Raw genomic sequence first — 23,002 nt, forward strand, 5'->3', positions numbered from 1 at the left:
CCACGCTACTGAGCCTGCTGGTTCGCTCGCTGCGCTCGCTCACTGGGACACCTTAACGACGACGGTCCCGGCGAACTTGTCGTGGAGGCACTGCTGCCACGGCTTGTCCCACAGCTGCCACAACCCGTCCAGGTAGCTCAGCCCCGGGAGGAAGCCGGAGAACTGCTGCACCAGGAACCGCTTCGCGGCGGCCCGGCGGTCGAGCGAGCGCGTCGGATCCAGCGGCACGATCCGCAGCTTCATCATCTTCTTGCCGAAGGTCTGGCCGGTCTTGAACATCATCTCGACGTAGTAGACGTACGCGAGCACGAGCGAGATCGCGATGATCCCGAGGTCGATCCAGATAAGGGGCAGCAGGAGTTCACGGAGATAGTCGGGCTCGCGGATCGAGCCGTCCGACGCGAACAGGGCGAGATCGGGCGCAACGACAACAAGAAAGATGATCGCTGCGGGCACCGTGAGCACCAGGCCGACCACCATGAAGACCGCAGCGTCGAGCAACATGGCCAACAGTCGATCGCTGAAGCTGGCCAGCGGCTGTCCGCCCGGCGTCAGCGTCGGGGGCGGGGCCACCGGTCGCTGTGGTCCGCCATAGAACTGCGGCGGGGCGTACCCGGGTGGGGCGTACTGCGGCGGCGCGGCGTACCCGTGGGGGTGTGGGCCGGGTTGCGGCGCGAAGCCGCCGGCGGTGGGTCGGGGCCCACCGACCGGCGGCGTCGGGTACGACGGAGGTTGCGTCACGCTCGCAAGTGTTACAGGTTGCCGCGGGCTTCCTGCTCCCGCTCGATCGCCTGGAAGAGCGCCTTGAAGTTGCCCTTGCCGAAGCCCAGCGAGCCGTGCCGCTCGATCAGCTCGAAGAAGACGGTGGGACGGTCCTGCACCGGCTTGGTGAAGATCTGGAGCAGGTAGCCGTCCTCGTCCCGGTCGACCAGGATCTTGCGGGCCTTCAGCTCCTCGATCGGCACCCGCACCTTGCCGATGCGCTCGCGCAGCTCCGGGTCGTCGTAGTACGAGTCCGGGGTGTCCAGGAACTCCAGGCCGGCCGCGCGCATCGCGTCGACGCTGGCCAGGATGTCGTTGGTGGCGACGGCGATGTGCTGCGCGCCCGGGCCCTGGTAGAACTCCAGGTACTCGTCGATCTGGGACTTCTTGCGGGCGATCGCCGGCTCGTTGAGCGGGAACTTCACCTTGCGGGTGCCGTTCGCGACGACCTTGCTCATCAGCGCCGAGTAGTCGGTGGCGATGTCGTCGCCGACGAACTCCGCCATGTTGGAGAAGCCCATCACCCGCTTGTAGAACTCGACCCACTCGTCCATCCGGCCCAGCTCCACGTTGCCGACCACGTGGTCGACGGCCTGGAAGAAGCGCTTCGGCTGGATGCCGGCGTCGATCATCGGCTGCCGGTCCACGATCGGGCCCCGGGCCACGAAGCCGGGCAGGAACGGGCCGGTGTAGCGGGACCGGTCGACCAGCGTGTGCCGGGTGTCGCCGTACGCGGCGATGGCCGCCATCCGGACGGTGCCGTGCTCGTCGGTCACCTCGTGCGGCTCGACGACACTGGCGGCGCCCTGCGCGATGGCGTGCGCGTACGCGGCGTCCACGTTCGGGACCTCCAGCGCGATGTCGCTGATCCCGTCGCTGTGCCGGGCCACGTGCTCGGCGCCGTCGGCGTCCGGGCGCACCGCGCCGGTCAGCACGAACCGGGCCGAGCCGCTGGTCAGCACGTACTGGGCGTGGTCCCGGTAGCCCTGCTCGGGGCCGCGGTACGCCACGCAGGTCATGCCGAAGGCGGTGGAGTAGTAGTGGGCGGCCTGCTTGGCGTTGCCGACCAGGAAGTGCACGTGGTCGAGGCCCCGGACCGGGAACGGGTCGTGGCTGATGTCGTGGTCGACAGCGCCGACGAGCCGGTCGACGTCGACGTCCTCGGTCGACTGGGGTCGGTCGATCGCCTGGGTCATGGTGGGCTCCCTCGCGTACCGGCCGGCCTTGTGGGCCGCCGTGGTCGGTTCTTGTGGCGAGGATCGCTGCCTCGGCACCGGGTGGGCAACTGTTGGCAGAAATGCTGGTCAGGTTGCGCATTCGGTATGGTCATCACTCATGAATGGTGAGCAGAATGTACAGCTCGACACGCTCGACGTGCGCTTGATCGAACTGCTCGCCGAGGAGCCGCGGATCGGGGTGCTGGAGTGCTCCCGGCGGCTCGGGGTGGCCCGGGGCACCGTGCAGGCGAGGCTGGACAAGCTCGTCGAGCGGCGGGTCATCGAGGGCTTCGGCCCCGAGATCGCGCCGGCCGCGATCGGGTTCGGGGTGACCAGCTTCGTCACCCTGGAGATCAGTCAGCGGCACGGCCACGACCCGGTCACCGCTCACCTCGCCGCCATCCCCGAGGTGTTGGAGGCGCACACCATCACCGGCTCCAGCGACCTGCTCTGCCGGATCGTGGCCCGTTCCAACACCGACCTGCAACGGGTCATCGACCAGATCGTCTCGTCCGTCGGCATCACCCGCGCCTCGACGATCATCGCGCTGGCCGAACAGATTCCCTACCGCACGCTTCCGCTGGTGCGCAGCGCTGTTCGGGCCGAGGGAAGAGCGCTGTAACACCTCCGAGCCCAGAAAGCGCGGCGACACGGCGGCGCGGGCGTACGGAAGATCCGTGATCGTGGCTACGGTGTGCGGGTGGCGAAGGGGAGCGTGCGCGGTGGGCTGCTGCTCGGCCTCGCCGTGGTCGTCGCGCTCGCCGCCACCGGCGTGTGGAACCCGTTCCCCGGCCTGTGGGACTGGGTGGACCGCAGTGAACCCATCTCCGAGCCCGACGTGGTCTGGCAGCAACGGGTCGGCGGCACTCCGCGCAGCGTGACCATCGCCGGCGACGCCGTCGTGGTCGAGCAGCGCACCCGGGTCGAGGCTCGCAGCCTGGCCACCGGCGCGCAGCTCTGGGAGCGCAAGGCGGACTGGGCGGCGGTCGCCGGCGGCGACCGGGACCCGGTAGTGGCAGTGGGCAAGCTCCTGGTCAAGGGGTACGAGCTGCTCGACCCGACGACCGGGGTGACCCGGCGGCGTGACGACGACGCGGTGGCCGTCTGGACGTACCGCAACCTGCTCCTCGATGCCAGGTGCACGGAGGCCACCGACTGCACCCTGAGCGCCTGGGACCCGCGTGGCACCACGCCGCTCTGGACGGCCTTCCTGCCCGGGGTCCACAGCGGCCTGCTCGCCGACAATCCGGGCCTGCGCGGCACCCGCCGGCTCACCGCCACCCGGATCGACGACGGCGTGGCCGGGGCGGAGGCCGCGCCACCGCTGCTGGGCTTCCCGGTCGACGGTCGGGTCCACGTGGTCGACACCGCCACCGGCCGGGTGCTGCAGAACGTCGAGCCCGGCCGGGAGGAGCGGCTCTCCGTGGTGGGCGGCCGGCTGCTGCGGATCTCCGCCCGCTCCCAGGACGGCACCTGTTACTTCGCCATCTCCGCCCGGGACTCGGCGACCGGCCAGGAGGCCTGGCAGCGGGCCGGCATCAACCTGCGCACCGCCGACTCCGCCGGCTGCGTGCAACGCGAGGACCCGCAGGGTGCGCGGAACGTGCTGATCGGCGTCGCCCCGGACGGCCGCGAGACCGTCATCGACGGGTACGACGGCCGGCTGCTCTGGGTTGGTGAGCCGGGCACCAAGTTGATCGCGGTCGACGACCGTTCGGCGGTGTTCCGGGCCGCCGACAAACGCTCGGTCATCGCCCGTGAGCTGGGCACCGAGAAGGTGCTCTGGACGCGACAGGCCAGCGGCAAGGCCGGGGCCGCGCTCACCCCGTACGCGGCGGTGGTGGCCGACGAGAAGCCGTCCCGGCTGGCGGCACTGGACCCGCGCACCGGCCGGGAGTTGGCCGCCCTGCGCACCTCGGCGAACGCCCTCGCCGTCGGGTCACAGGGGATGATCATCGGCGAGGGGCGGGAGATTGGGTACGTCCGCTTCGGCGCGTCCGGAAGCTCGCCCACCCGACCGCCCGGTGACGGTGGGAATCCCGGGCCGGGCGGTCCCGGCCCCGGCGGGCCGAACAACGGCGACTGCGGGCCGAAGGGGGAACTCTGCCCCGACCCGGACGGCGGCAAGGACGGCTGAGCGGGCAGTTCGCCCGATGATCCGGATGGCGGCCGGGTCCGACACGCCTGGTGGATGAGAGCGGCGTCCCAGGACCCGCCCGGCGGGTGGGAGTGATCGACCGGTCTGCCCTAGGCTTGCCGCTCATGAGCAGTGCCGCCGCATTCTCGTACGCCCCTCTGCTGCCGACCGGCCCGGATCAGACGGACTATCGCCTGGTCACCGACGAGGGCGTGGACGTCGTACACGGCCCGGGAGGCCGTCGGTTCCTCACCGTGGAACCGGCCGCGCTCACCGCGCTGACCGCCGAGGCGATGCACGACATCGCGCACTTCCTGCGCCCCGCGCACCTGGCGCAGCTCCGGGCGATCATCGACGATCCGGCCGCCTCGCCGAACGACCGGTTCGTCGCGCTGGACCTGCTGCGCAACGCCAACATCGCCGCCGGCGGTGTCCTTCCCATGTGCCAGGACACCGGCACCGCCATCGTGATGGGCAAACGCGGTCGGCACGTGCTGACCGACGGCGCCGACGCCGAGGCCATCTCCCGGGGCGTCTACCAGGCGTACACAAAGCTCAATCTGCGCTACTCCCAGCTCGCCCCGCTGACCATGTGGGACGAACGGAACACCGGCAGCAACCTGCCCGCCCAGGTGGACCTGTACGCCGAGGACCCGGACGGGCACCCCGACGCGTACAAGTTCCTCTTCATGGCCAAGGGCGGTGGCTCGGCCAACAAGTCGTACCTCTACCAGGAGACGAAGGCGCTGCTCAATCCGACGCGGATGATGCAGTTCCTGGAGGAGAAGCTACGGCTGATCGGCACCGCCGCCTGCCCGCCGTACCACCTGGCCGTCGTCATCGGCGGCACCTCCGCCGAGTACGCGCTGAAGACCGCGAAGTACGCCAGCGCCAAGTATCTTGACGCGCTGCCGACGGCGGGTTCGATGAGTGCGCACGGCTTCCGCGACCTGGAGCTGGAGGCGGAGGTGCTGGAGCTGACCCGCAACTTCGGCATCGGCGCGCAGTTCGGTGGGCGGTACTTCTGCCACGACGTACGGGTGGTCCGGTTGCCCCGGCACGGTGCGTCCTGCCCGGTGGCGATCGCCGTCTCCTGCTCGGCGGACCGTCAGGCCGTCGCCAAGATCACCCCGTCGGGCGTGTGGCTGGAGCGGCTCGAAACCGACCCGGCGCGGTTCCTGCCCGACGTCACCGACGATTCGCTCGACGCCGAGCTGGTGGTCCGGGTCGACCTGAACCGGCCGATGGACGAGATCCGCGCGGAGCTGTCGAAGTACCCGGTGAAGACGCGCCTCTCGCTCTCCGGGCCGCTCGTTGTCGCCCGGGACATCGCCCACGCCAAGATCGCCGAGCGGTTGGACGCCGGTGAGCCGATGCCGCAGTACCTGCGTGACCACGCGGTCTACTACGCCGGCCCGGCGAAGACCCCCGAGGGGTACGCGTCCGGCTCGTTCGGCCCGACCACCGCCGGCCGGATGGACGCCTACGTGGAGAAGTTCCAGGCCGCTGGCGGCTCCCAGGTGATGCTGGCCAAGGGCAACCGGTCGGGTCAGGTGACCCGCTCCTGCCAGCAGCACGGCGGCTTCTACCTCGGCTCGATCGGCGGCCCCGCGGCCCGCCTCGCCCAGGACTGCATCAAGCACGTCGAGGTGCTCGAATACGCGGAGCTGGGCATGGAGGCGGTCTGGAAGATCGAGGTGGAGGACTTCCCCGCCTTCATCGTTGTCGACGACAAGGGCAACGACTTCTTCGCCGAGGTCACCAAGCCGGTGCTCACCGTCGGCCGCCGCTGACCCCACAGGTACGCGAACGGGCGCCGGGCGAACTCGCCCGGCGCCCGTTCTGTCGCCCGTGCTCTGCCGACATCGGTACGCCCGCCCCCTGGGGTGGGACGGGCGCACCGCCCCCGTCGGATGCCGTCACCGACAACTCGGAATGAGTGTGCTGGGCACCGCTGTCGATCCGCTCTCAGATCACTCTCGCCTGACCGAGGCGGTCCGTCACCACGGGACTACGCTGCTGGAAGTTGCACCATTGACGCGGGAGAGCAGATGCGGTTCGGGATCCTGGGGCCCCTGCGGGTGGGCGGTGGCGAGTCCACCGTCACCGCCGGCCGCGACCGGATCGTGCTCGCCATGCTCTTGTTGCGGGCCGGCCGGCTCGTGCCGGTCGACGAGCTGGTCGACGCGGTGTGGGAGGACCGCCCGCCGGCCACCGCCCGGGCGCAGTTGCAGACCTGCGTGTCGCGGTTGCGTCGCCGGTTCACCGAACTCGAGCTGGCACCGGACCTCATCGTCACCGACCCGGCGGGGTACGGGGTGCGTACCGCACCGACCGACCTGGACGCCGAGGTCTTCACCCGGGGTGTGGAGGCGGCGCGGGCCGCCGCCACGGCCGGTCGCCTGGTCGACGCGCGTGCCGAATTCCGCGCCGCCTTGGCGTTGTGGCGCGGGCCGGCGCTGGGCGGAATCCCGAGCCGGAGCGTCCGCCGCCGTGCACAGGCACTCGACGAGCAGCGCCTCACCGTGCTGGAGGAGTGCGTCGACGTCGAGCTGCGCCTCGGGCGGGCCGCCGAGCTGATCGGCGAACTCGCCGAGAGCGTCGACCAGCACCCGGTGCGGGAGCGGCTGCGCGGACAACTGATGCTGGCGCTGTCCGCTGTCGGACGGCAGGCCGACGCGCTGGCGGTCTACCGGGAGGGCCGGCGGACCTACGCCGACGAACTGGGCATCGAGCCGGGCGCCGAGTTGCAGGAGCTGCACCAGCGGGTGCTCGCCGGTGACCTGGCCCTGGCCGGTCGGGAAGCGCGGCCAACCGTTCCGGTCCGCTCGCTGCCCCGGGCGATCGGCGACTTCACCGGCCGGCAGCAGACGATGGCCCGCCTGGTCAAGGAGGTGGAGGCCGGGGCCCGGATCCAGCTCATCGACGGCATGGCGGGCAGCGGCAAGACCACCCTCGCGGTGCACCTCGCCACCGCCCTCGCAGACGAGTACCCGGACGCCCAGCTCTACATCGACCTGCACGGGCACAGCGAGCGCACCCCGTTGACGCCGGCCGCGGCGGTCGCCACGCTCCTGCGGCAGCTCGGTGTGCCCGCCGAGAGGGTGCCGATGAGCCAGGACGACCGGTTGGCGCTCTGGCGTAGCGAGCTTGCCGGTCGGCGGGCCCTGCTGGTGCTCGACAACGCGGCGACCGCCGACCAGGTGACGCCGCTGCTGCCCAACGGCTCGCACTGCCTGATCCTGATCACCAGCCGCCGCCGGCTGGTCGGCGTGGATGAGGGGCGACCCTCGTCGCTGCCCGTGCTCGACAGCGACGAGGCGGTCGAGTTGCTCGGGCGGGTCGTCGGCGTGGCCCGGGTGGCGGCGGAGCCGGAGGCGGCCACCGAGGTCGTCCGACGCTGCGGGCACCTGCCACTGGCCATCCGGCTGGCCGGTGCCCGGCTGGCACACCGACCCCATTGGCGAATCGCCGACCTGGCCGAGCGGCTGGCCAGCCGACCGGATCCGTTGGCCGAGTTCGAAGTGGGCGAGCGGTCGGTCGGCCGGGCCTTCGCCCTGTCGTACGCCCAGGTGTCCCCTGTCGCGCAGCGCGCGTTCCGGTTGTTGGGCCTGCACCCCGGGGTGCGGTTCGACACCCCGGTGGCCGCCGCCCTCACCGGGCAGTCGCTTCCGAAGGCGCAGGACCTGCTCGACGAACTGGTCGACGCGAACCTGGTCGAGGAGACGGAGCCCGGCCGCTACCGGCTGCACGACCTCGTGCGGGAGTACGCGCGGACGCTCGTCGCCGAGCCGGGGCGGGAGGGTGAACGGCGCGACGGCATCGCGGGTCTGCTCGACCATCACCTGCACGTCGCCACTGTGATTGCCCGCAAGAGGGAACTCTCCTCCAGCTTCACACTGGCGCTGCTGCCCGCGCCGGCGCGTCCCGATCTGGTCCTCCCCGTCGCCGAGCAGGGTCGGGGATGGTTCGACGACAATCTGGCCGCGTTGACCGCCCTGGTCCGCCTGGCCGAGACGGAGGGCTTCCCCCGGCACTGCTGGCAACTGGCGCGGGCCTGCTGGTACGCCCAGTTCGAGAGTGGTCACCTGGACGAGTTGATCGAGACGCACGTGGTCGGACTGCGTGCGGCCGAGGAACTTGGTGACGAGGGGGCGGTGGCGATGATGCTCAACTACCTCGCCTCGGCCCACTACCGGTTGGGTCGGTTCGCCGAGTCGAACCGGCTGATGGAGAGGGCCCTCGACGTCTACCGCCGGCTCGGGTTGCGAAGCGATGTGCGCAACACCCTCGGGAATCTGGGCAACTCCTACGTCGCCAACGGCGACTATCGCCGGGGCCGGGATTACCTGGAGGCATCCGCGGCGCTGGCGCGGCAGATGCAGGAGCAGGTGTCACTGGCGAACACGCTCAACAATCTGTCGATCACCCTGCTCGACTGGGGCCGGTACGACGAGGCGCTGAGCACCTGTCGGCGGCATCTCTCGCTGGCCCGCGAGCTTGGCGACCCGCGACAGATCGGCAACGCGATGGGGCACCTGGGCATGATCCGCCACCGGATGGGTGATGTGGAGCCGGCACGTCGGCTGCTGCGGTCGGCTCTACGCCTCAAGCGGCAGACTGGCGCCCGTTTCGGTGAGGGTGAGGTGCTGAACGAAATCGGAACAATGGAGCGTCGGGCCGGCCGTCCGGAACAGGCCGCCGACCTGCATCGTGCGGCGCTCGTCGCGATGACCGAGGTGGGGGACCGCATCGCCCAGTGCGGCTCGCGCAATCTGCTGGCCCGGGCGATCCTGGAGCAGGGGGACGTCGCCAGCGCGCTCGACCTGCACCGCCGGGTGCTCGACGACGCCAGACGGCTCGGCGCCCGCTACGAGAAGGCCCGGGCGTTGGAGGGCATCGCCCGCTGCGTACGGGACACGGATCCGACGGCGGCCCGCGTACACCTGGAGCAGGCGCTGGCCCTGTTCCGGCAGATCGATTCGCCGGACCAGCGCGAGGTGGAACGGCTGCTCACCGAGTTGGGCTGACGGATCATCTGCGAGTCGGCCACGGGCGCGGCAGGATGGTACGCGTGACGACTCCAGAGGCGACCGGTTACCGCATCGAACGCGACTCGATGGGCGAGGTGGAGGTGCCCGCCGAGGCGCTGTGGCGGGCGCAGACCCAGCGCGCGGTGCAGAATTTCCCGATTTCCGGCCGAGGCCTCGAACCGGCCCAGATCAAGGCCCTCGCGCAGATCAAGGGCGCGGCGGCCGAGGTCAACGGCGAGCTGGGCGTGATCGACGCCAACGTGGCCGCCGCGATCGCAGCCGCCGCCGCGCACGTGGCCGACGGTGGTTACGACGACCAGTTCCCGGTGGACGTGTTCCAGACCGGCTCCGGCACCTCGTCGAACATGAACACCAACGAGGTGATCGCGACCCTGGCCGGCCGGGAGCTGGGTTCCCCGGTGCACCCGAACGACCACGTCAACGCCTCCCAGTCGAGCAACGACGTCTTCCCGTCCTCGATCCACCTGGCGGCCACCCAGTTCATCGTCGAAGACCTGCTGCCGTCGCTGGCCCACCTGGCGTCGGCGTTGGAGGCCAAGGCCGCCGAGTTCGAGACGGTGGTCAAGGCCGGGCGCACCCACCTGATGGACGCCACCCCGGTCACCCTCGGCCAGGAGTTCGGCGGGTACGCCGCCCAGGTCCGCTACGGGATCGAACGGCTGGAGGGCGCGCTGCCCCGACTGGCCGAACTGCCGCTGGGCGGCACCGCCGTCGGCACCGGGATCAACACCCCGCTCGGCTTCGCCGCCGCCGTCATCGACAAGCTGCGCGAGTCGACCGGGTTGCCGCTGAGCGAGGCGCGTAACCACTTCGAGGCGCAGGGCGCGCGGGACGCGCTGGTGGAGACCTCCGGGCAACTGCGGACCGTGGCGGTCGGCCTCTACAAGATCGCCAACGACATCCGCTGGATGGGCTCCGGCCCCCGCGCCGGTCTGCGCGAGCTGCGCATCCCGGACCTCCAGCCCGGCTCGTCGATCATGCCGGGCAAGGTCAACCCGGTGGTCGCCGAGGCGATGCGGCAGGTCTGCGCCCAGGTGATCGGCAACGACGCGACAGTCGGCTTCGCCGGCTCACAGGGCGACTTCGAGCTGAACGTGATGCTCCCGGTGATGGGCCGCAACCTGCTGGAGTCGATCCGGTTGCTGTCCGCGGTGAGCCGGCTCTTCGCCGACCGGCTGGTGGTCGGCCTGGTCGCGGACGCCGAGGTCTGCCTGGCGTACGCCGAGGGCTCACCGTCGATCGTCACCCCACTCAACCGCTACCTGGGGTACGACGAGGCCGCGTCGATCGCCAAGGAGGCGCTGGCCAAGCAGACCTCGATCCGCGAGGTGGTCATCTCCCGGGGCCACGTCGACTCCGGCAAGCTCACCGAGACCCAGCTGGACGAGACGTTGGACCTGCTCCGGATGACCCACCCCTGACCCGGCTCGCTCCACCCGCCTCGGCCCCGCCCTGCCGCGGCCTGCCCTGCTCACGGTAGGTGCCGTGGCCTCGCCCAGCCCAGGAAGCGGGCGAAGAGCGCGGCGGGGTCGGGGCCGTCGTGCGGGTTGAGTCGATACAGGTCGGCAGCGGCCTCGTGCAGGACCGTGCACAGGTAGACGCTCAACCCGATGCGGTCGTGCGCGTACTCCTGGCGCAGGGCGAGTCGGGCGACCGGGCAGGGCCAGGGCGCGGCGCAGACCCGGCAGAGCCAGAGCGGGCGCAACGGCAGGTGCGGTCGACGTGGTGTCGTCGCGCGGCCGTCCGGGGCGATCCGGGACATGCTGTGGCCTTTCGTTGACCGGGCTTGCGCCGGGCTTGGGCCGGGCTTGGGCCGGGCTGCGCCAAGATCGCGCTCGATCCTGGACCGCGCCGATCTTGCAGTTTCTGTTGCCGACATGGGTGGATATGCCCCTTGCGTCGGGACAGAAAATGCAAGATCGCGGAGCAGTGTCAGGTCGGGCTTGGCGATCATGGAATGGTGGTGCCTGGTTTGGTCCTTGACGGGTGCTTTGTGGTCCACCACAACTCCATGATCGGCGAGACAGTGCCGGGTGACGAGCAGCCGTTCCGCCCACCTCGGCGGCGTTGTCCTGGATGAACGGCTTCCGCAGGTCGGGGCCCTACTGTTTCCACAATCGAGCACGATCTTGCCTCGGGGTCTCCCTGGCGGTGGCGAAGGCCGCTGCCGGCAGCGCCTCGGTCGGCCGGGGTGGCTGGCGTGGTCGGGGTGTCGGTCGGGTCATGGTGGTGGGCGTGGTCGGGGTGTCGGTCGGGTCGTGGTGGTGGGCGTGGTCGGGCCGGGGCGTGGTCGGGTCGGGGTGGTGGGTGTGGTCGGGCCGGGGTGGTGGGTGTGGTCGGGTCGGGGTGGTGGGCGCGGTCGGGGGATGCCGTGGGATGTCTTCGGCGGATGCTTTGGAGCTGACTCGTTTGTGGCATCACCTCCGCTGTCCTTGGGGTGCACTCCCGCCAGGGCTGGCTGGGAAGTGGGACCGCCCGGCACGGGGGAGCGGGCGGTCCCGTGCGGCGCCGGCAGATCCCGGGGGACGGGGAGCGGTGCCGCGCTTCACAGTCTGGTGATCAGGCGACTACGGTCGGAAGGGTTTGGCCGCGTCGTCATAGCCGCCCTGTTCTGGGTGGCAGCGCCGCTGGCGGCCGGCTGGAGATGATCGTCGGCGGGGTGGAGGGCGGGCACGGCATGGCCGATGGACAGATGACGGCGGCGGCGTTCCTGATCGCGGAGCTGCGCCGGGCGCGGGCTCGGCGCGGTTGGAGTCAGGACGAGCTGGCCAAGGCGGTCAACTACTCGGCGTCGATGGTCAGCGCCGTCGAGCTGGGTCAGCAGCCGCCCACCGCCAAGTACCTGGAACTCGTCGACCGCGCCCTGGACACCGGCGGCCTCTTCGGCCGGATGTCCACCGAACTGGTCAGTCTGGACAAGGCTCAGGTCTGGCTGCGCGGCTGGCGTGCGATCCTCTCGGAGGCGCGGGCGCTGCGATGGTTCGACCCGCTGCACGTTCCTGGGCTACTGCAGACCGAAGGCTATGCCCGTGCCATCTTCGAGTCGGACCGACTGCTCGATGCCGACGAGGTGGAGCGTCGGTTGACGGACCGGATGGACAGTCAGCGGGTTCTCTACGGGGATCGTCCGCCGCACGTAGTCGCGGTGCTCGACGAGTCGGTGCTGAGACGACGCGTCGGCGGCCGGAAGGTCATGTGCGAGCAGTCTCTGCACCTGGCGCGCTTGGCGACCGAGCATCCGCGGGTTCAGCTCCATGTGGTGCCTCGTTCGGCCGAGGAGTATCCCGGCCTGAACGGGCCATTCATCCTCGCCACCGTGGCCGACCATACCGATCTTGCCTACCTTGGTGGCCAGATCGGCGGCCAAGAACTCGATCGGCCTGCGGATCTGTTGCGTCTACAACGGACCTGGGAAGCTACCCTCGGGCAGGCGTTGCCACCGCAGGAGTCGATCGAGTTGCTGAGGGAAGTGGCAGAGTCGTGGAGTTGACCCGAGCCCGCTGGCGTAAGAGCAGCCGGAGTGGTTCCAACGACCAGTGCGTCGAGGTGGCGACGAATCTCGGGGACGTGGTCGGGGTGCGAGACAGTAAGGACTCGGACGGGCCCGTGCTCGTTGTCGACGCGTACTCCTGGCGGCTCTTCGTGGGCGCGCCCCCGCGCTGACCCGACCGCCTCGCCCGCGACGGCGGTCGGGTTTTCCGCGCACCTGGCCCTGATAAACGGCTCGACGGGGTCCTGAGCGGCACGGATGATCCGAGCCATGGGTGACGATGGCGCGGCGGTGCCGGCGGGGACCGAGCGGCTGCGGTTGCGGCGGCTGACCATTGCCGACGTGGACGCGCTGGTCGAGTTGGACAGCGACCCCGAGGTGATGCGTTTCCTCACCGGGGGCGTCGCGACCCCGCTGGCCACCGTGCGTGACGAGCAGTTGCCGAGGCTGCTGGCCCAGTACGACAGGTATCCCGGGCTGGGTCGGTGGGCGGCGCATGATGGGGAGTCCGGCGAGTTCCTGGGTTGGTTCGCGTTGGACCCGTCGCCGGACGGCACCGAGGCCGAGTTGGGCTATCGGCTGCGCCGCTCGACGTGGGGGCGAGGGCTGGCCACCGAGGGGTCGCGGGCGCTGGTCCGGCACGCCTTCGACATTGTCGGGGTGCGTCGGGTCTGGGCCGAGACGATGACTGTCAACGAACGCTCCCGACGGGTGATGGTGAAGGCCGGGCTGCGCTACGTGCGGACCTTCCACCTCCAGTGGGACGACCCGATTCCGGGCACCGAGCAGGGTGAGGTGGAGTACGAGGTGCGGGCCGAGGAGTGGGCGACCGTCGGTCAGGAGCGGCCGGCGGCCCGGCGCGCGCGGTAGGCGGTCACCGCCGCGCGGTTGCCGCAGCCGGCCTCGCAGAACCGCCGGGACCGGTTGCGGGACAGGTCGACGACGACGTTGTCGCAGTCCGGGTATTCGCAGATCCGCAGTCGGCTCAGCTCGCCGCTGCGGACCAGGTCGGCCATCGCCATGGCGGCCTCGACCGCGATCCGGGTGGCCAGCGGCGCGTCGCGGGGAACGGCGTGCAGGTGGTACGGCTCGTCGTCGTGCTCGATGAGCTGGGGCAGCGCCTTGTGTTCCAGCAGCAGGCCGTTGACCACCGCGACGATCTCGGGTGGTTCGGCGTACCAGATGCGGCGCAGTTGGGGCCGCAGCTCCCGTACGGCGCGCAGCTCGGCCTCGGTGTGCTCGTGCCGGCCGCTGTACGAGTGGCGGACGAAGAACGCGTCCAGCGCCGCGATGTCGGGCAGCAACTCACCGTCCCGACCTGCGGTGTTGACCAGCGCCGCGGCAGCGATCAGCGAACACTCGGTGTCATGAGCGAATAGCAACTTGACTCCTGTCACGGCTTCCGCCTAGCGTCATCAGTACAAGGATAGTTTGCTCATGACACGGTGCCCATCCCGAGGAGCGCGACATGCACTCACGATCTGCCGCCGGCGTCGGGCTGGCGCTGCTCGCCGCAGTCACCTTCGCCACCTCCGGAACCTTCGCCCGTTCGCTCATCGAGGCCGGCTGGTCAGCCGAGTCCGCAGTGATCGCCCGCGTCGGCGTGGCCGCCCTGGTGCTGGCGATCCCCGCCCTGCTGTCGCTGCGGGGCAAATGGGACGTGCTGCGGAGCAACGCCACAGCCATCGGGCTGTTCGGGCTCCTCGGTGTGGGGCTGGCCCAGGTGTGCTACTTCAACGCCGTGCGCTACCTGCCGGTCGGTGTCGCGCTGCTGCTGGAATACCTGGGCATCATCCTCGTCGTGGCCTGGATGTGGCTGCGGCACGGGCAGCCGCCCCGCCGACTCACCATCGCCGGGTCGGTGGCCGCGCTGGCCGGGCTGGCGTTCGTGCTCGACCTCGCCGGCACCGCCGACTTCCACCCGGTGGGCGTGCTCTGGGGGCTCGGCGCGGCGTTCGGCCTGGCCGGATACTTCGTGCTCGCCGGCCGGGTCGACCCCCGGCTGCCCTCGGTCGCCATGGCCAGCGGCGGAATGGCCGTCGGCGCCGCCATGCTGCTCCTCATCGGGCTGACCGGCCTGCTGCCGCTGCACGCCACCTTCGGCGAGGTCACCTTCGCCGGGCAGCCCACCAGCTGGTTGGTGCCCATCGCCGGGCTGTCGCTGGTGGCCGCCGTCATCGCGTACCTCGCCGGCATCGCCGGCACCCGGATCCTCGGGCCCCGCCTGTCGTCGTTCCTCGGGCTGACCGAGGTGCTCTTCGCGGTGCTGATCGCCTGGCTGCTCCTGAACGAGCTGCCCACCGGCTGGCAGTTGTTCGGCGGTGCGCTGATCGTCGCCGGCGTCGCCCTGGTACGCCTCGACGAGCTGCGCGGGTCGCCCTCGACGCCCGCGCCGGCCACGCCCGAGCCCGAGCTGGCGCTCGACGGTCGGTGAGGATCGGCGGTCGGTGGGCTCCGCTGGCGGTGAGAGGGTGGGTGTCGTGCTGACCACTGTGGTGTTCGACGCTGACGAGACGCTGTTGGACCTGCGTCCGGCGGTCACGGGCGGGCTGGTGGCCGTCCTCGACGAGATGAGGCGACGCACATCGGCGGCGGCCGGGGTGACGCTCGCCGAACTGGAGTCGGACTGGGACGCGGTCTTCGGCGAACTGAGCGCCGCCCCGGTGGCGGAGATCCGACGTGCCGCACTGGCCCGGTCGCTGGCCCGCGCCGCGCTGGTCCACCACCTGGACGAGATCGCCGACCTCTTCTTCGCCCAGCGCTTCGCTCTCACCCGACCGTTTCCGGACGTACCACCGGCGCTGGCCACGCTGCGCGCCCAATACGCGCTGGGCTTCGCCACCAACGGCAACAGCCGCGCCGAACGGTGCGGGCTCGCCGGCGAGTTCGCCTTCGAGCTGTACGCGCACGAGAACGGCCTGCCCAAGAAGCCGGCCCCGGAGTTCTACACCGCGGTGGTCGCGGCGGCCGGGGTGCCAGCGGGGCAGATCGTGTACGTCGGCGACTCGTGGGAGCACGACGTGGTGGCGCCTCGGCGGGCCGGCCTGCGATCGGTGTGGCTGAACCGGCTCCGCCTGCCTCGCCCCATCGGCTGCCCACCCGACGCCGAAGTTTCCAGCATGGCCGAGCTGCCGGCCGCGCTGGCGAATCTTGCTGTCGACGCGGTGGGTGTGTAGGTCGAGGCGGCCGGTGCGTGTGTCTCCGCGGCCTGTTTTCGTGCGGCGTGCGTCTGCGCGGCCTGTCTCTGCGCGCCGTGTCTGTGCGGCCTGTCTCTGCGCGGCGTGTGTCTGTGGCCTGTCTCTGGGCGGGTGTGTCCGTGCGGCCGGGTGCCGCTCGAACTGGCGGGATTCACTGCCATAACGGGCGCTCAACTGGCGTAATCCGGATCGTTGTTGTGTGATGGCTGCCACGTCCCTCAACGAGAGGATCCGATGTGGTGAGCAAGCGCTTCACCGCCCGTACGGTCGCGACCGCGGCCGTGCTGGCACTTACGGCTACGGGGTTGGGTGTGCCGGCCAACGCCGCGCCGAGCAACTCCCGGACCTTCACAGTCGTCGCCGAGGATGGCGTCGCCACCGACACGGCCGTCGCCGCGATCCGGGCGGCTGGCGGCACTGTGGTGTCCCGGTCCGATGAGGTCGGCATGTTCCAGGTCAGCAGCGACCGGGCCGACTTCGCGGCCAGGGCGACCGCGGCACCGACGCTGATCGGCGCCGCCGAGCAGAAGGCCATCGGCCGCAAGCCGAAGCTGGACCGGGTCGAGCAGGAGCATCTGGTGGCCGCTGCCGGTGCTCGTGCCGGTGCTGCCAAGAAGGGCGCCAAGCTCGATCCGCTCGACGACAAGCTGTGGGGCCTGGAGATGATCCGGGCCGACAAGGCCCGCAAGATCGAGCCGGGCGACCGTCGGGTGACCGTCGGCGTCCTGGACACCGGCGTCGACGCCAGCAACCCGGACATCGCGCCGAACTTCAACTGGTCGCTGTCGCGCAACTTCGCGCCCGACCTGACCGATGTCGACGGCCCCTGCGAGGTGTCGAGCTGCCTCGACCCGGTCGGCACCGACGACGGCGGGCACGGCACCCACGTGGCTGGCACCATCGGCGCCGCGGCCAACGGCTTCGGTCTCTCCGGCGTCGCCCCGAACGTCTCGCTGGTCGAACTCAAGGGTGGCCAGGACTCCGGCTACTTCTTCCTCGACCCGGTCGTCAACGCCCTGGTCTACGCCGGCCGGTCCGGGATCGACGTGGTCAACATGTCGTTCTATGTCGACCCGTGGCTGTACAACTGCACCGCCAACCCGGCCGACTCCCCCGAGGACCAGGCCGAGCAGCGGGCCATCATCAAGGCCATGAAGCGGGCGCTGGTCTTCGCGCACAACAAGGGCGTCACCCTCGTCGGTGCGCTCGGCAACAACAACGAGGACCTGGGTGCACCGCGCACCGACGTCACGAGCCCCGACTACGGCGCCGACCCGTATGACCGCCCGATCGACAACGAGAGCTGCTGGGACCTGCCCACCGAGGGCCCGCACGTGATCGGAGTGTCGTCGGTTGGCCCGTCCGGCAAGAAGTCGGACTTCTCCAACTACGGCACCGAGCAGATCTCGGTCGCCGCGCCGGGAGGCTGGTTCCGGGACGGCTTCGGCACCGACACCCACCGGACCCCGGCCAACATGATCCTCTCCACGTACCCGCTGAAGGTGCTCCAGGAGGAGCCGATCTCCGCGACCATCCCGGACCCACGGGTGGACGCCGACGGCAACATCGACCCCCGCATTGCCAACGAGGTCTTCAAGCAGTGCAAGGCCAACGGTGAGTGCGGCTACTACACGTACCTCCAGGGCACCTCGATGGCGTCCCCGCACGCCGCCGGTGTCGCCGCGCTGATCGTCAGCCGGCACGGCAAGGCGCAGGGTCGGACTGGCTTCGGGATGTCGCCGGACCAGGTCGAGCAGCACCTCTACCGCACGGCAGCCGAGCACGCGTGCCCGGAGCCGCGCCTCCAGCAGTACCGCAACGAGGGCCGGGACGAGACCTACGACGCGTACTGCGCCGGTGGGGTCAACTTCAACGGCTTCTACGGCTACGGGATCGTCGACGCCTATGCGGCGGTGAAGACCCCGCTCAAGCCGAACGCCCGCCCGTAGCGCACCGCAGTACGAAGGTGGCCCAACCGCCACCATCCCCGGGGCCCGGTCGACCTGTCGTCGACCGGGCCCCGGCTCGTCAAGGCCTGGTGTCACCGGCCGTCGCCCGTCGCCCGTCGCCCGCCGCCAGTCATGATCGACTCGGCTTCCTTGAAGGCGCGGTGTTGGTGCGTGAGGGATGGCGCGTTTTCCAGGAACCCGAGGTGATCCTGGTCATCTGGACGATCCCTGTCGCCAGCCGCGGCTGACCAGCGCGTCGCGTACCTCTCGAAGCACCGCCGGGAACTCGCCGTGCAGCCGGCGGCTGGTCACGTGCAGGACCAGCCAACCCGCGCCGACCAGCTGATTCAGCCGGCGGCGGTCGCGGTGCAGCTGCTCGACGTCGGAGTGCCACTTCCCGTCGTACTCCACCGCTACCCGATATTGCGGCCAAGCCAGATCGGGGTGCAGAACAATGCCGGTGGGCAGGCGTACCGGATGTTGAACCGCTGGGCGCGGCAGCCCACCCAGCACCAACCGCACGCGTAGCTGGGACTCCGGCGGAGACTCGGCTCCGCCGTCGGCCAGGTCGAACACCCAGCCTGCTCGTCGCGCACCCGGCCGGTCAGCATTGCGGGCAGCCATGGCAGCCAAGGTCGCGCGATCGGTCAGCCCCTGCCCGAGCAGCGAATCGACGATGGCGACCGCCCGGACCGGGTCGAGCCAGACAGCCGTCTCCCAGGCGGCCCGCCCGGGGTCGGATCGGGGGATTGGAAGGTCCTGCCCCCTGGACCTGGGCGGGCTGGCCGCCGCCCACCCATCGCCCCGACCGGCCACCACCATCCCCCCTGCTCCGACGGACACGGCGGCAGGGCGGGACAGATGCCGTGCTGGTCGTTGTGACATTCCGCCGGCAGGTGGGCGGCCCGCTCCCGCAGGTCGCGCTGAATCACGTGGACTTCCAGCGCTCGGCGGTCGTCCCGCGTCCGGCGGTCGTCCCGCGTCCGGCGGTCGTCCCGCGTCCGGCGGTCGGAGCGGGGTGATGGCGTTGACGTGCACGCGGAGGCCACGCTGTGGGCCGATCCGCAGCGGTCGGGGCACGAGGACGTGCACATCGTCGGTGAAGCTCGCGGCGTGTTGGACGCCGTGCAGGTAGGCGGCCGACGGGCCGCCGACCACCACCCCGGGTGGGAGCCGGAGGAGGGCGGCGCGACACGCGAGGGCGTGATCGCGGTCCAGCCGCGAGTCGGCGTAGATGTCGTGGCGCAACCGCACCCAGGCGGAGTTGCGCAACTGATGTTCGGTGAGCAGGCCGTCCCGGACAGCGTCGGAGCCGCGGAAGACCTGCCAGGCCAGGGCATCGGGGCGATGCGGACGTGGGGGCATGCCGAGCAGCGTGCCGACCACCGACTGGCCACCGAAACCCCTGTGGACAACCCGGCCCGCGTATGCCGCCGGGCCTGTGGACAACCGCGAATCCACCTGCCGATCGTGCTATGGCAACGGCCAGAACGGCCGACCAATCAGCCATCGGAGCCGTCGACCGGGCCGTGATCCACTCGCGTTCCTGAAAGTCGGGCGGTCACCGGTCCGGTGACACCGCGACTTCCTTGAACCCGAGTCGATCAAGCCACGGGGGGCGCGCGGCGGTGAAGCGCGCGCTGCGGTGGGGTGGCGCGCGGCGCGGTGAGGGGTGGCGCGGGCCGGGGCGGGGCGCGGTGGGGTGCGGCGGCCGGGTCAGCTGAGGGCGGTGGTGATGGCTCGGGCGGCGGCCAGCACCAGGGGGCCGATGGTGTCGACGTCCAGCGGGGCGAGCGCGACCACGCCGACGCTGGCCTCCAGGCCGGGTACGCCGAGCACCGGTGCGGCCACCCCGTACGCCCCGGCCTGCAACTCGCCGCTGCTGCTCACCGGCTCGGCCACCCCGGCCCGACCGGCCAGGATCGCCCGGCCGGCCGCTCCCCGGTCCAGTGGATGCCGTGCCCCGGCCCGGTACGCGACGTGGAACGACGTCCAGCTCGGCTCGACCACGGCCAGGGCGACGCCTTCGCCACCTTCGACGACGGTCAGGTGCGCGGTTGCGCCGGCCTGCTCGGCGAGGCGGCGTAGCGCGGGCAGCGCACCCTCGGCGAGCAGCGGCTGGGCCCGTCGGGCCAGGTGCAGCAACCCGGCACCGAGGCGCAGTCGACCGTCTCCGTCGCGGCGCAGCATGCCGTGCCCGGTCAGTGCACTGACCAGTCGGTAGACGGCGGCCCGGCCGATGCCGAGCCGATTCGCGGCCTCGGTGACGGTCAGACCGCCCGAGGCGTCGGCGACCAGGTGCAGCAGCCGCAACCCCCGGTCCAGCGTCTGCGACGTCTCCCCGCCCCGCCCCGCGACCGCGTCGGCCCGCCCCACGCCAGCCTCGATCCGCCCGAGGGCCGCGTCGGCCGCGCCGGAGGTCCGCCCGAGGGCCGCGTCGGCCCGCCCTCCACCTGCGTGGGCCGATCCGAAGGTTGCGTCGGTCGGCCCGAAAGCCCACTCGGAGGCCGGGTCGGCGGGGGCGGTGGGGTTGGCTGGCGGGTCACCGGAGCCACCGGAGCGTGCGGTCGCATCCACGCCTGGCAGCGTACGACCCGGCACCGGCGGACCCGGACAGGCACGGACAGCTACCCTTGTACGGTGACGCTACGCCTGTATGACACCGCCACCCGATCGGTGCGGGACTTCGTCCCGCGGGAAGCCGGCAAGGTGGGGGTCTACCTGTGTGGTCTCACCCTTCAAGCCCCGCCGCACATCGGTCACCTTCGCTCCGGCGTCAACTACGACGTCCTGCGTCGTTGGCTGTTGGCCGCCGGCTACGAGGTCACCTTCATTCGCAATCTGACCGACATCGACGACAAGATCCTGGTCAAGGCGGGCGAGCAGGGTCGTCCGTTCTGGTCGATCGCGTACGCGAACGAGTTGCTGCTCGCCGAGTCGTACCGGTCGTTGAACGTGCTGTCGCCCACCTACGAGCCGCGCGCCACCGGGCACATCCCCGAGATGCATGAGCTGATCACCAAGTTGATCGCCGACGGGCACGCGTACCCGGCGAGTGACGGCTCCGGCGACGTCTACTTCGACGTGGCGTCCTGGCCGGCGTACGGGTCGCTGTCGGGCCAGTCTCCGGACGCCATGCAGTCCGCCGGGGACGCCCCGGATCGGGGCAAGCGGGATCCGCGCGACTTCGCGCTGTGGAAGGGCGCCAAACCGGACGAGCCGGCGGACGCCTACTGGCCTTCGCCGTGGGGGCTGGGCCGTCCGGGCTGGCACATCGAGTGCTCGGCGATGTGCTGGCGCTATCTCGGCCCGGAGTTCGACATTCACGGCGGTGGCCTGGATCTGACGTTCCCGCACCACGAGAACGAGATCGCCCAGTCCCAGGCGGCCGGGTTGCCGTTCGCCCGCTACTGGGTGCACCACGGGCTGTTGAGCATCGGCGGGGCCAAGATGGGCAAGTCCGCCGGCAACGCGCTGGGCCTGGCGTACGTGGACTCGCTCGGGGTGCGGCCGGTGGAGCTGCGCTACTACTACGCCGCCGCGCATTACCGCTCGGTGATCGACTACTCGGAGGATTCGCTGCGCGACGCGGCCACCGCGTACCGGCGGATCGAGGGTTTCGTGCAGCGGGCGGCCGAGCGGGTCGGCGCCGGGCAGTTCGGTGAGCTGCCCGCCGGGTTCGTCGCGGCGATGGACGACGACCTCAACACGTCAGCCGCGCTGGCCGTGCTGCAACAGCACATTCGGGACGGCAACACCGCGCTGAGCGTCGGCGACGATGTGACCGTCCGCACCACGCTGGCCGTGGTGCGGGCAATGCTGGATATTCTCGGGATCGACCCCCTCGATCCGGCCTGGACCGGTGGCGGCCGATCGGACGACCTTCGTGCCGTGGTGGACTCCCTGATCGCGCTGGCCCTGGAGCAGCGTGCGCAGGCGCGGGGCCGCAAGGACTGGACCGCCGCGGACGCCGTGCGTGACCAGCTCAAGCTGGCCGGCGTGGTGGTCGAGGACACCCCCCAGGGCCCCCGTTGGACTATTGGAGAGCAGGACTGATGGCCGGCAACTCGCAGCGCCGTGGCCGGCGACTGACGTCGAAGGCAGGCGCCCCCAAGGGCACCGGCGGCAAGAACAAGGACTCGTTGGCCGGGCGGGGTCGCACCCTGCCCGCGGACGAGCGGCCGTGGCACAAGGGCTACTCGGGCACCGAGAAGCTGCCGCAGCGCACCGCCTGGAAGCAGGACAAGGAGCGCCGCGCGGCGGCCGAGGAGGGGCGCGCCCCCAAGATCGGCCAGCCGGGCAGCAAGGACACCACCTGGGGCCGGGGCGGCGGTCGGGGCGTACCGGTCGGCCGGGGTGCCGCCACCGGCGGACGGGGCGGCAAGCCCACCGGCCGGTCCGGTCCTCGGGTCACGCCGGGGCGAAAGTCCAACCCGTCCAAGGACACCCCGGAGCTGCTGGTCGGGCGTAACCCGGTGCTGGAGGCGCTGCGCGCCAACGTGCCGGCGACGGCCCTCTACACGGCCCAGGGCATCGACATGGACGACCGGATCAACGAGATCATCCGGACCGCCGCCGACCGGGGCATCGCCAACCTGGAGATCAGCCGCGCCGAGTTGGACCGGATGACCGGCGGGGTGCTGCACCAGGGCGTCGGCTTGCAGGTGCCGCCCTTCGCGTACCAGCCGTTCGAGGACATGGTCGCCGCTGCCCTGGAGCAGCAGGCCCCGCTGCTGGTCGCGCTGGACGGTGTCACCGACCCGCGCAACCTGGGCGCCGTGATCCGGTCGGCTGCCGCGTTCGGCGCGCAGGGTGTCTTCGTACCCGAGCGTCGTGCCGCCGGGATCACCGCGACCGCCTGGCGGACCAGTGCCGGCGCGGCCGCGCGGGTGCCGGTGGCGCAGGTGACCAACCTGACCCGGTCGCTGAAGGCGTGCCGGGACGCCGGCTTCATGGTCGTCGGCCTGGATGCCGACGGCGACACCGACCTCTACAACCTGGAGGCCGCTGTCGGTCCGCTGGTGGTGGTGGTCGGTTCCGAGGGGCGCGGTCTTTCCCGCCTGGTCGGGGAGACCTGCGACCTGACCGTCAGCATCCCGATGATCTCCGAGGTCGAGTCGCTCAACGCCAGCGTGGCGGCGGCGGTCGCCCTGGCCGAGGTCGCCCGTCGGCGCTCCGTCGAGCTGTAGCGCACGT

General features: G+C 71.1%; 19 protein-coding genes. 13 read left to right on the forward strand and 6 right to left on the reverse strand.

The features are described from left to right. Positions 1-39: 39 nt before the first annotated feature. Positions 40-741: an RDD family protein gene (locus OG598_RS28960; RefSeq protein ID WP_328651899.1), complete on the reverse strand. Its 702-nt coding sequence runs from the start codon at positions 739-741 to the stop codon at positions 40-42. 11 nt (positions 742-752) lie between these two features. After that, positions 753-1,958, reverse strand: coding sequence for a 4-hydroxyphenylpyruvate dioxygenase (gene hppD, locus OG598_RS28965; RefSeq protein WP_328651900.1), 1,206 nt, complete (start codon positions 1,956-1,958; stop codon positions 753-755). Positions 1,959-2,097: 139 nt separating this feature from the next. Here hppD and OG598_RS28970 point away from each other — a divergent pair, with 139 nt between their 5' ends. The 5 genes from OG598_RS28970 to OG598_RS28990 all read left to right on the forward strand — a co-directional run bounded on the left by OG598_RS28970 (position 2,098) and on the right by OG598_RS28990 (position 10,591). Next, a complete protein-coding gene (locus OG598_RS28970) occupies positions 2,098-2,601 on the forward strand; it encodes an Lrp/AsnC family transcriptional regulator (protein WP_328651901.1) in 504 nt (167 codons plus the stop codon). A gap of 72 nt (positions 2,602-2,673) precedes the next feature. Next, the gene (locus tag OG598_RS28975; protein ID WP_442931402.1) at positions 2,674-4,116 is read left to right on the forward strand and encodes an outer membrane protein assembly factor BamB family protein; all 1,443 of its coding nucleotides are present in this window, start codon (positions 2,674-2,676) and stop codon (positions 4,114-4,116) included. Positions 4,117-4,241: 125 nt separating this feature from the next. Beyond that, positions 4,242-5,909, forward strand: coding sequence for a fumarate hydratase (locus OG598_RS28980; protein ID WP_210780856.1), 1,668 nt, complete (start codon positions 4,242-4,244; stop codon positions 5,907-5,909). A gap of 258 nt (positions 5,910-6,167) precedes the next feature. After that, the gene (locus OG598_RS28985) at positions 6,168-9,146 is read left to right on the forward strand and encodes an AfsR/SARP family transcriptional regulator (RefSeq protein WP_328651902.1); all 2,979 of its coding nucleotides are present in this window, start codon (positions 6,168-6,170) and stop codon (positions 9,144-9,146) included. A 35-nt stretch (positions 9,147-9,181) separates the two neighbouring features. Further along, complete coding sequence (locus OG598_RS28990; protein ID WP_328651903.1) at positions 9,182-10,591, forward strand: class II fumarate hydratase; 1,410 nt, start codon at positions 9,182-9,184, stop codon at positions 10,589-10,591. A gap of 50 nt (positions 10,592-10,641) precedes the next feature. Here OG598_RS28990 and OG598_RS28995 read toward each other — a convergent pair whose 3' ends face one another. Beyond that, on the reverse strand, positions 10,642-10,932 hold the full coding sequence (locus tag OG598_RS28995; protein WP_328651904.1) for a hypothetical protein: 291 nt from the start codon (positions 10,930-10,932) through the stop codon (positions 10,642-10,644). 915 nt (positions 10,933-11,847) lie between these two features. On the opposite strand from OG598_RS28995, the gene OG598_RS29000 reads away from it, so the two are divergent. The 3 genes from OG598_RS29000 (at position 11,848) to OG598_RS29010 (ending at position 13,530) form a co-directional block, all read left to right on the forward strand. Next, a complete protein-coding gene (locus OG598_RS29000) occupies positions 11,848-12,660 on the forward strand; it encodes a helix-turn-helix domain-containing protein (protein ID WP_328655467.1) in 813 nt (270 codons plus the stop codon). Then, positions 12,651-12,833 carry a DUF397 domain-containing protein gene (locus OG598_RS29005; protein WP_238658740.1) on the forward strand — a complete coding sequence of 61 codons (183 nt, stop codon included), beginning with the start codon at positions 12,651-12,653 and terminating at the stop codon, positions 12,831-12,833. The genes OG598_RS29000 and OG598_RS29005 overlap by 10 nt, the downstream gene beginning before the upstream one ends. A gap of 97 nt (positions 12,834-12,930) precedes the next feature. Then, on the forward strand, positions 12,931-13,530 hold the full coding sequence (locus tag OG598_RS29010) for a GNAT family N-acetyltransferase (RefSeq protein WP_328651905.1): 600 nt from the start codon (positions 12,931-12,933) through the stop codon (positions 13,528-13,530). Here OG598_RS29010 and OG598_RS29015 read toward each other — a convergent pair. Next, positions 13,497-14,042: a CGNR zinc finger domain-containing protein gene (locus OG598_RS29015; RefSeq protein WP_328651906.1), complete on the reverse strand. Its 546-nt coding sequence runs from the start codon at positions 14,040-14,042 to the stop codon at positions 13,497-13,499. The two genes, OG598_RS29010 and OG598_RS29015, sit on opposite strands and share 34 nt — an antisense overlap. 86 nt (positions 14,043-14,128) lie before the next feature. Here OG598_RS29015 and OG598_RS29020 point away from each other — a divergent pair, with 86 nt between their 5' ends. The 3 genes from OG598_RS29020 (at position 14,129) to OG598_RS29030 (ending at position 17,806) form a co-directional block, all read left to right on the forward strand. Further along, positions 14,129-15,094, forward strand: a complete 966-nt coding sequence (locus tag OG598_RS29020; RefSeq protein WP_328651907.1) for an EamA family transporter — start codon at positions 14,129-14,131, stop codon at positions 15,092-15,094. Between the two features lie 46 nt (positions 15,095-15,140). Beyond that, a complete protein-coding gene (locus OG598_RS29025) occupies positions 15,141-15,836 on the forward strand; it encodes an HAD family hydrolase (RefSeq protein WP_328655468.1) in 696 nt (231 codons plus the stop codon). A gap of 260 nt (positions 15,837-16,096) precedes the next feature. Continuing rightward, positions 16,097-17,806, forward strand: coding sequence for a S8 family serine peptidase (locus OG598_RS29030; protein ID WP_328651908.1), 1,710 nt, complete (start codon positions 16,097-16,099; stop codon positions 17,804-17,806). 213 nt (positions 17,807-18,019) lie between these two features. On the opposite strand, the gene OG598_RS29035 is transcribed toward OG598_RS29030, so the two are convergent. Both OG598_RS29035 and OG598_RS29040 read right to left on the reverse strand, forming a co-directional pair. Then, positions 18,020-19,267, reverse strand: coding sequence for a hypothetical protein (locus OG598_RS29035; protein WP_328651909.1), 1,248 nt, complete (start codon positions 19,265-19,267; stop codon positions 18,020-18,022). Between the two features lie 255 nt (positions 19,268-19,522). After that, positions 19,523-20,194, reverse strand: a complete 672-nt coding sequence (locus tag OG598_RS29040) for an IclR family transcriptional regulator (RefSeq protein WP_328655469.1) — start codon at positions 20,192-20,194, stop codon at positions 19,523-19,525. 252 nt (positions 20,195-20,446) lie between these two features. On the opposite strand from OG598_RS29040, the gene cysS reads away from it, so the two are divergent. Both cysS and rlmB read left to right on the forward strand, forming a co-directional pair. Continuing rightward, on the forward strand, positions 20,447-21,862 hold the full coding sequence (gene cysS, locus OG598_RS29045; protein ID WP_328651910.1) for a cysteine--tRNA ligase: 1,416 nt from the start codon (positions 20,447-20,449) through the stop codon (positions 21,860-21,862). Further along, entirely contained in the window at positions 21,862-22,995 is a 1,134-nt protein-coding gene (gene rlmB, locus OG598_RS29050) for a 23S rRNA (guanosine(2251)-2'-O)-methyltransferase RlmB (RefSeq protein ID WP_196920053.1), read from the forward strand. Before cysS ends, rlmB begins: the two co-directional genes overlap by 1 nt. Positions 22,996-23,002: the final 7 nt, after the last annotated feature.

The sequence above is a fragment of the Micromonospora sp. NBC_00330 genome, assembly GCF_036136635.1.
Lineage (GTDB): Bacteria > Actinomycetota > Actinomycetes > Mycobacteriales > Micromonosporaceae > Micromonospora > Micromonospora salmantinae.

Bases quoted from the DNA above. Each gene is read 5' to 3' on its own strand.
- OG598_RS29000 (WP_328655467.1), top strand. From the start codon at position 11,848: ATGGCCGATGGACAGATGACGGCGGCGGCGTTCCTGATCGCGGAGCTG.
- OG598_RS28995 (WP_328651904.1), bottom strand. From the start codon at position 10,932: ATGTCCCGGATCGCCCCGGACGGCCGCGCGACGACACCACGTCGACCG.
- OG598_RS28970 (WP_328651901.1), top strand. From the start codon at position 2,098: ATGAATGGTGAGCAGAATGTACAGCTCGACACGCTCGACGTGCGCTTG.
- OG598_RS28990 (WP_328651903.1), top strand. From the start codon at position 9,182: ATGGTACGCGTGACGACTCCAGAGGCGACCGGTTACCGCATCGAACGC.
- OG598_RS29010 (WP_328651905.1), top strand. From the start codon at position 12,931: ATGGGTGACGATGGCGCGGCGGTGCCGGCGGGGACCGAGCGGCTGCGG.
- OG598_RS28985 (WP_328651902.1), top strand. From the start codon at position 6,168: ATGCGGTTCGGGATCCTGGGGCCCCTGCGGGTGGGCGGTGGCGAGTCC.
- OG598_RS28980 (WP_210780856.1), top strand. From the start codon at position 4,242: ATGAGCAGTGCCGCCGCATTCTCGTACGCCCCTCTGCTGCCGACCGGC.
- hppD (WP_328651900.1), bottom strand. From the start codon at position 1,958: ATGACCCAGGCGATCGACCGACCCCAGTCGACCGAGGACGTCGACGTC.
- OG598_RS29020 (WP_328651907.1), top strand. From the start codon at position 14,129: ATGCACTCACGATCTGCCGCCGGCGTCGGGCTGGCGCTGCTCGCCGCA.
- rlmB (WP_196920053.1), top strand. From the start codon at position 21,862: ATGGCCGGCAACTCGCAGCGCCGTGGCCGGCGACTGACGTCGAAGGCA.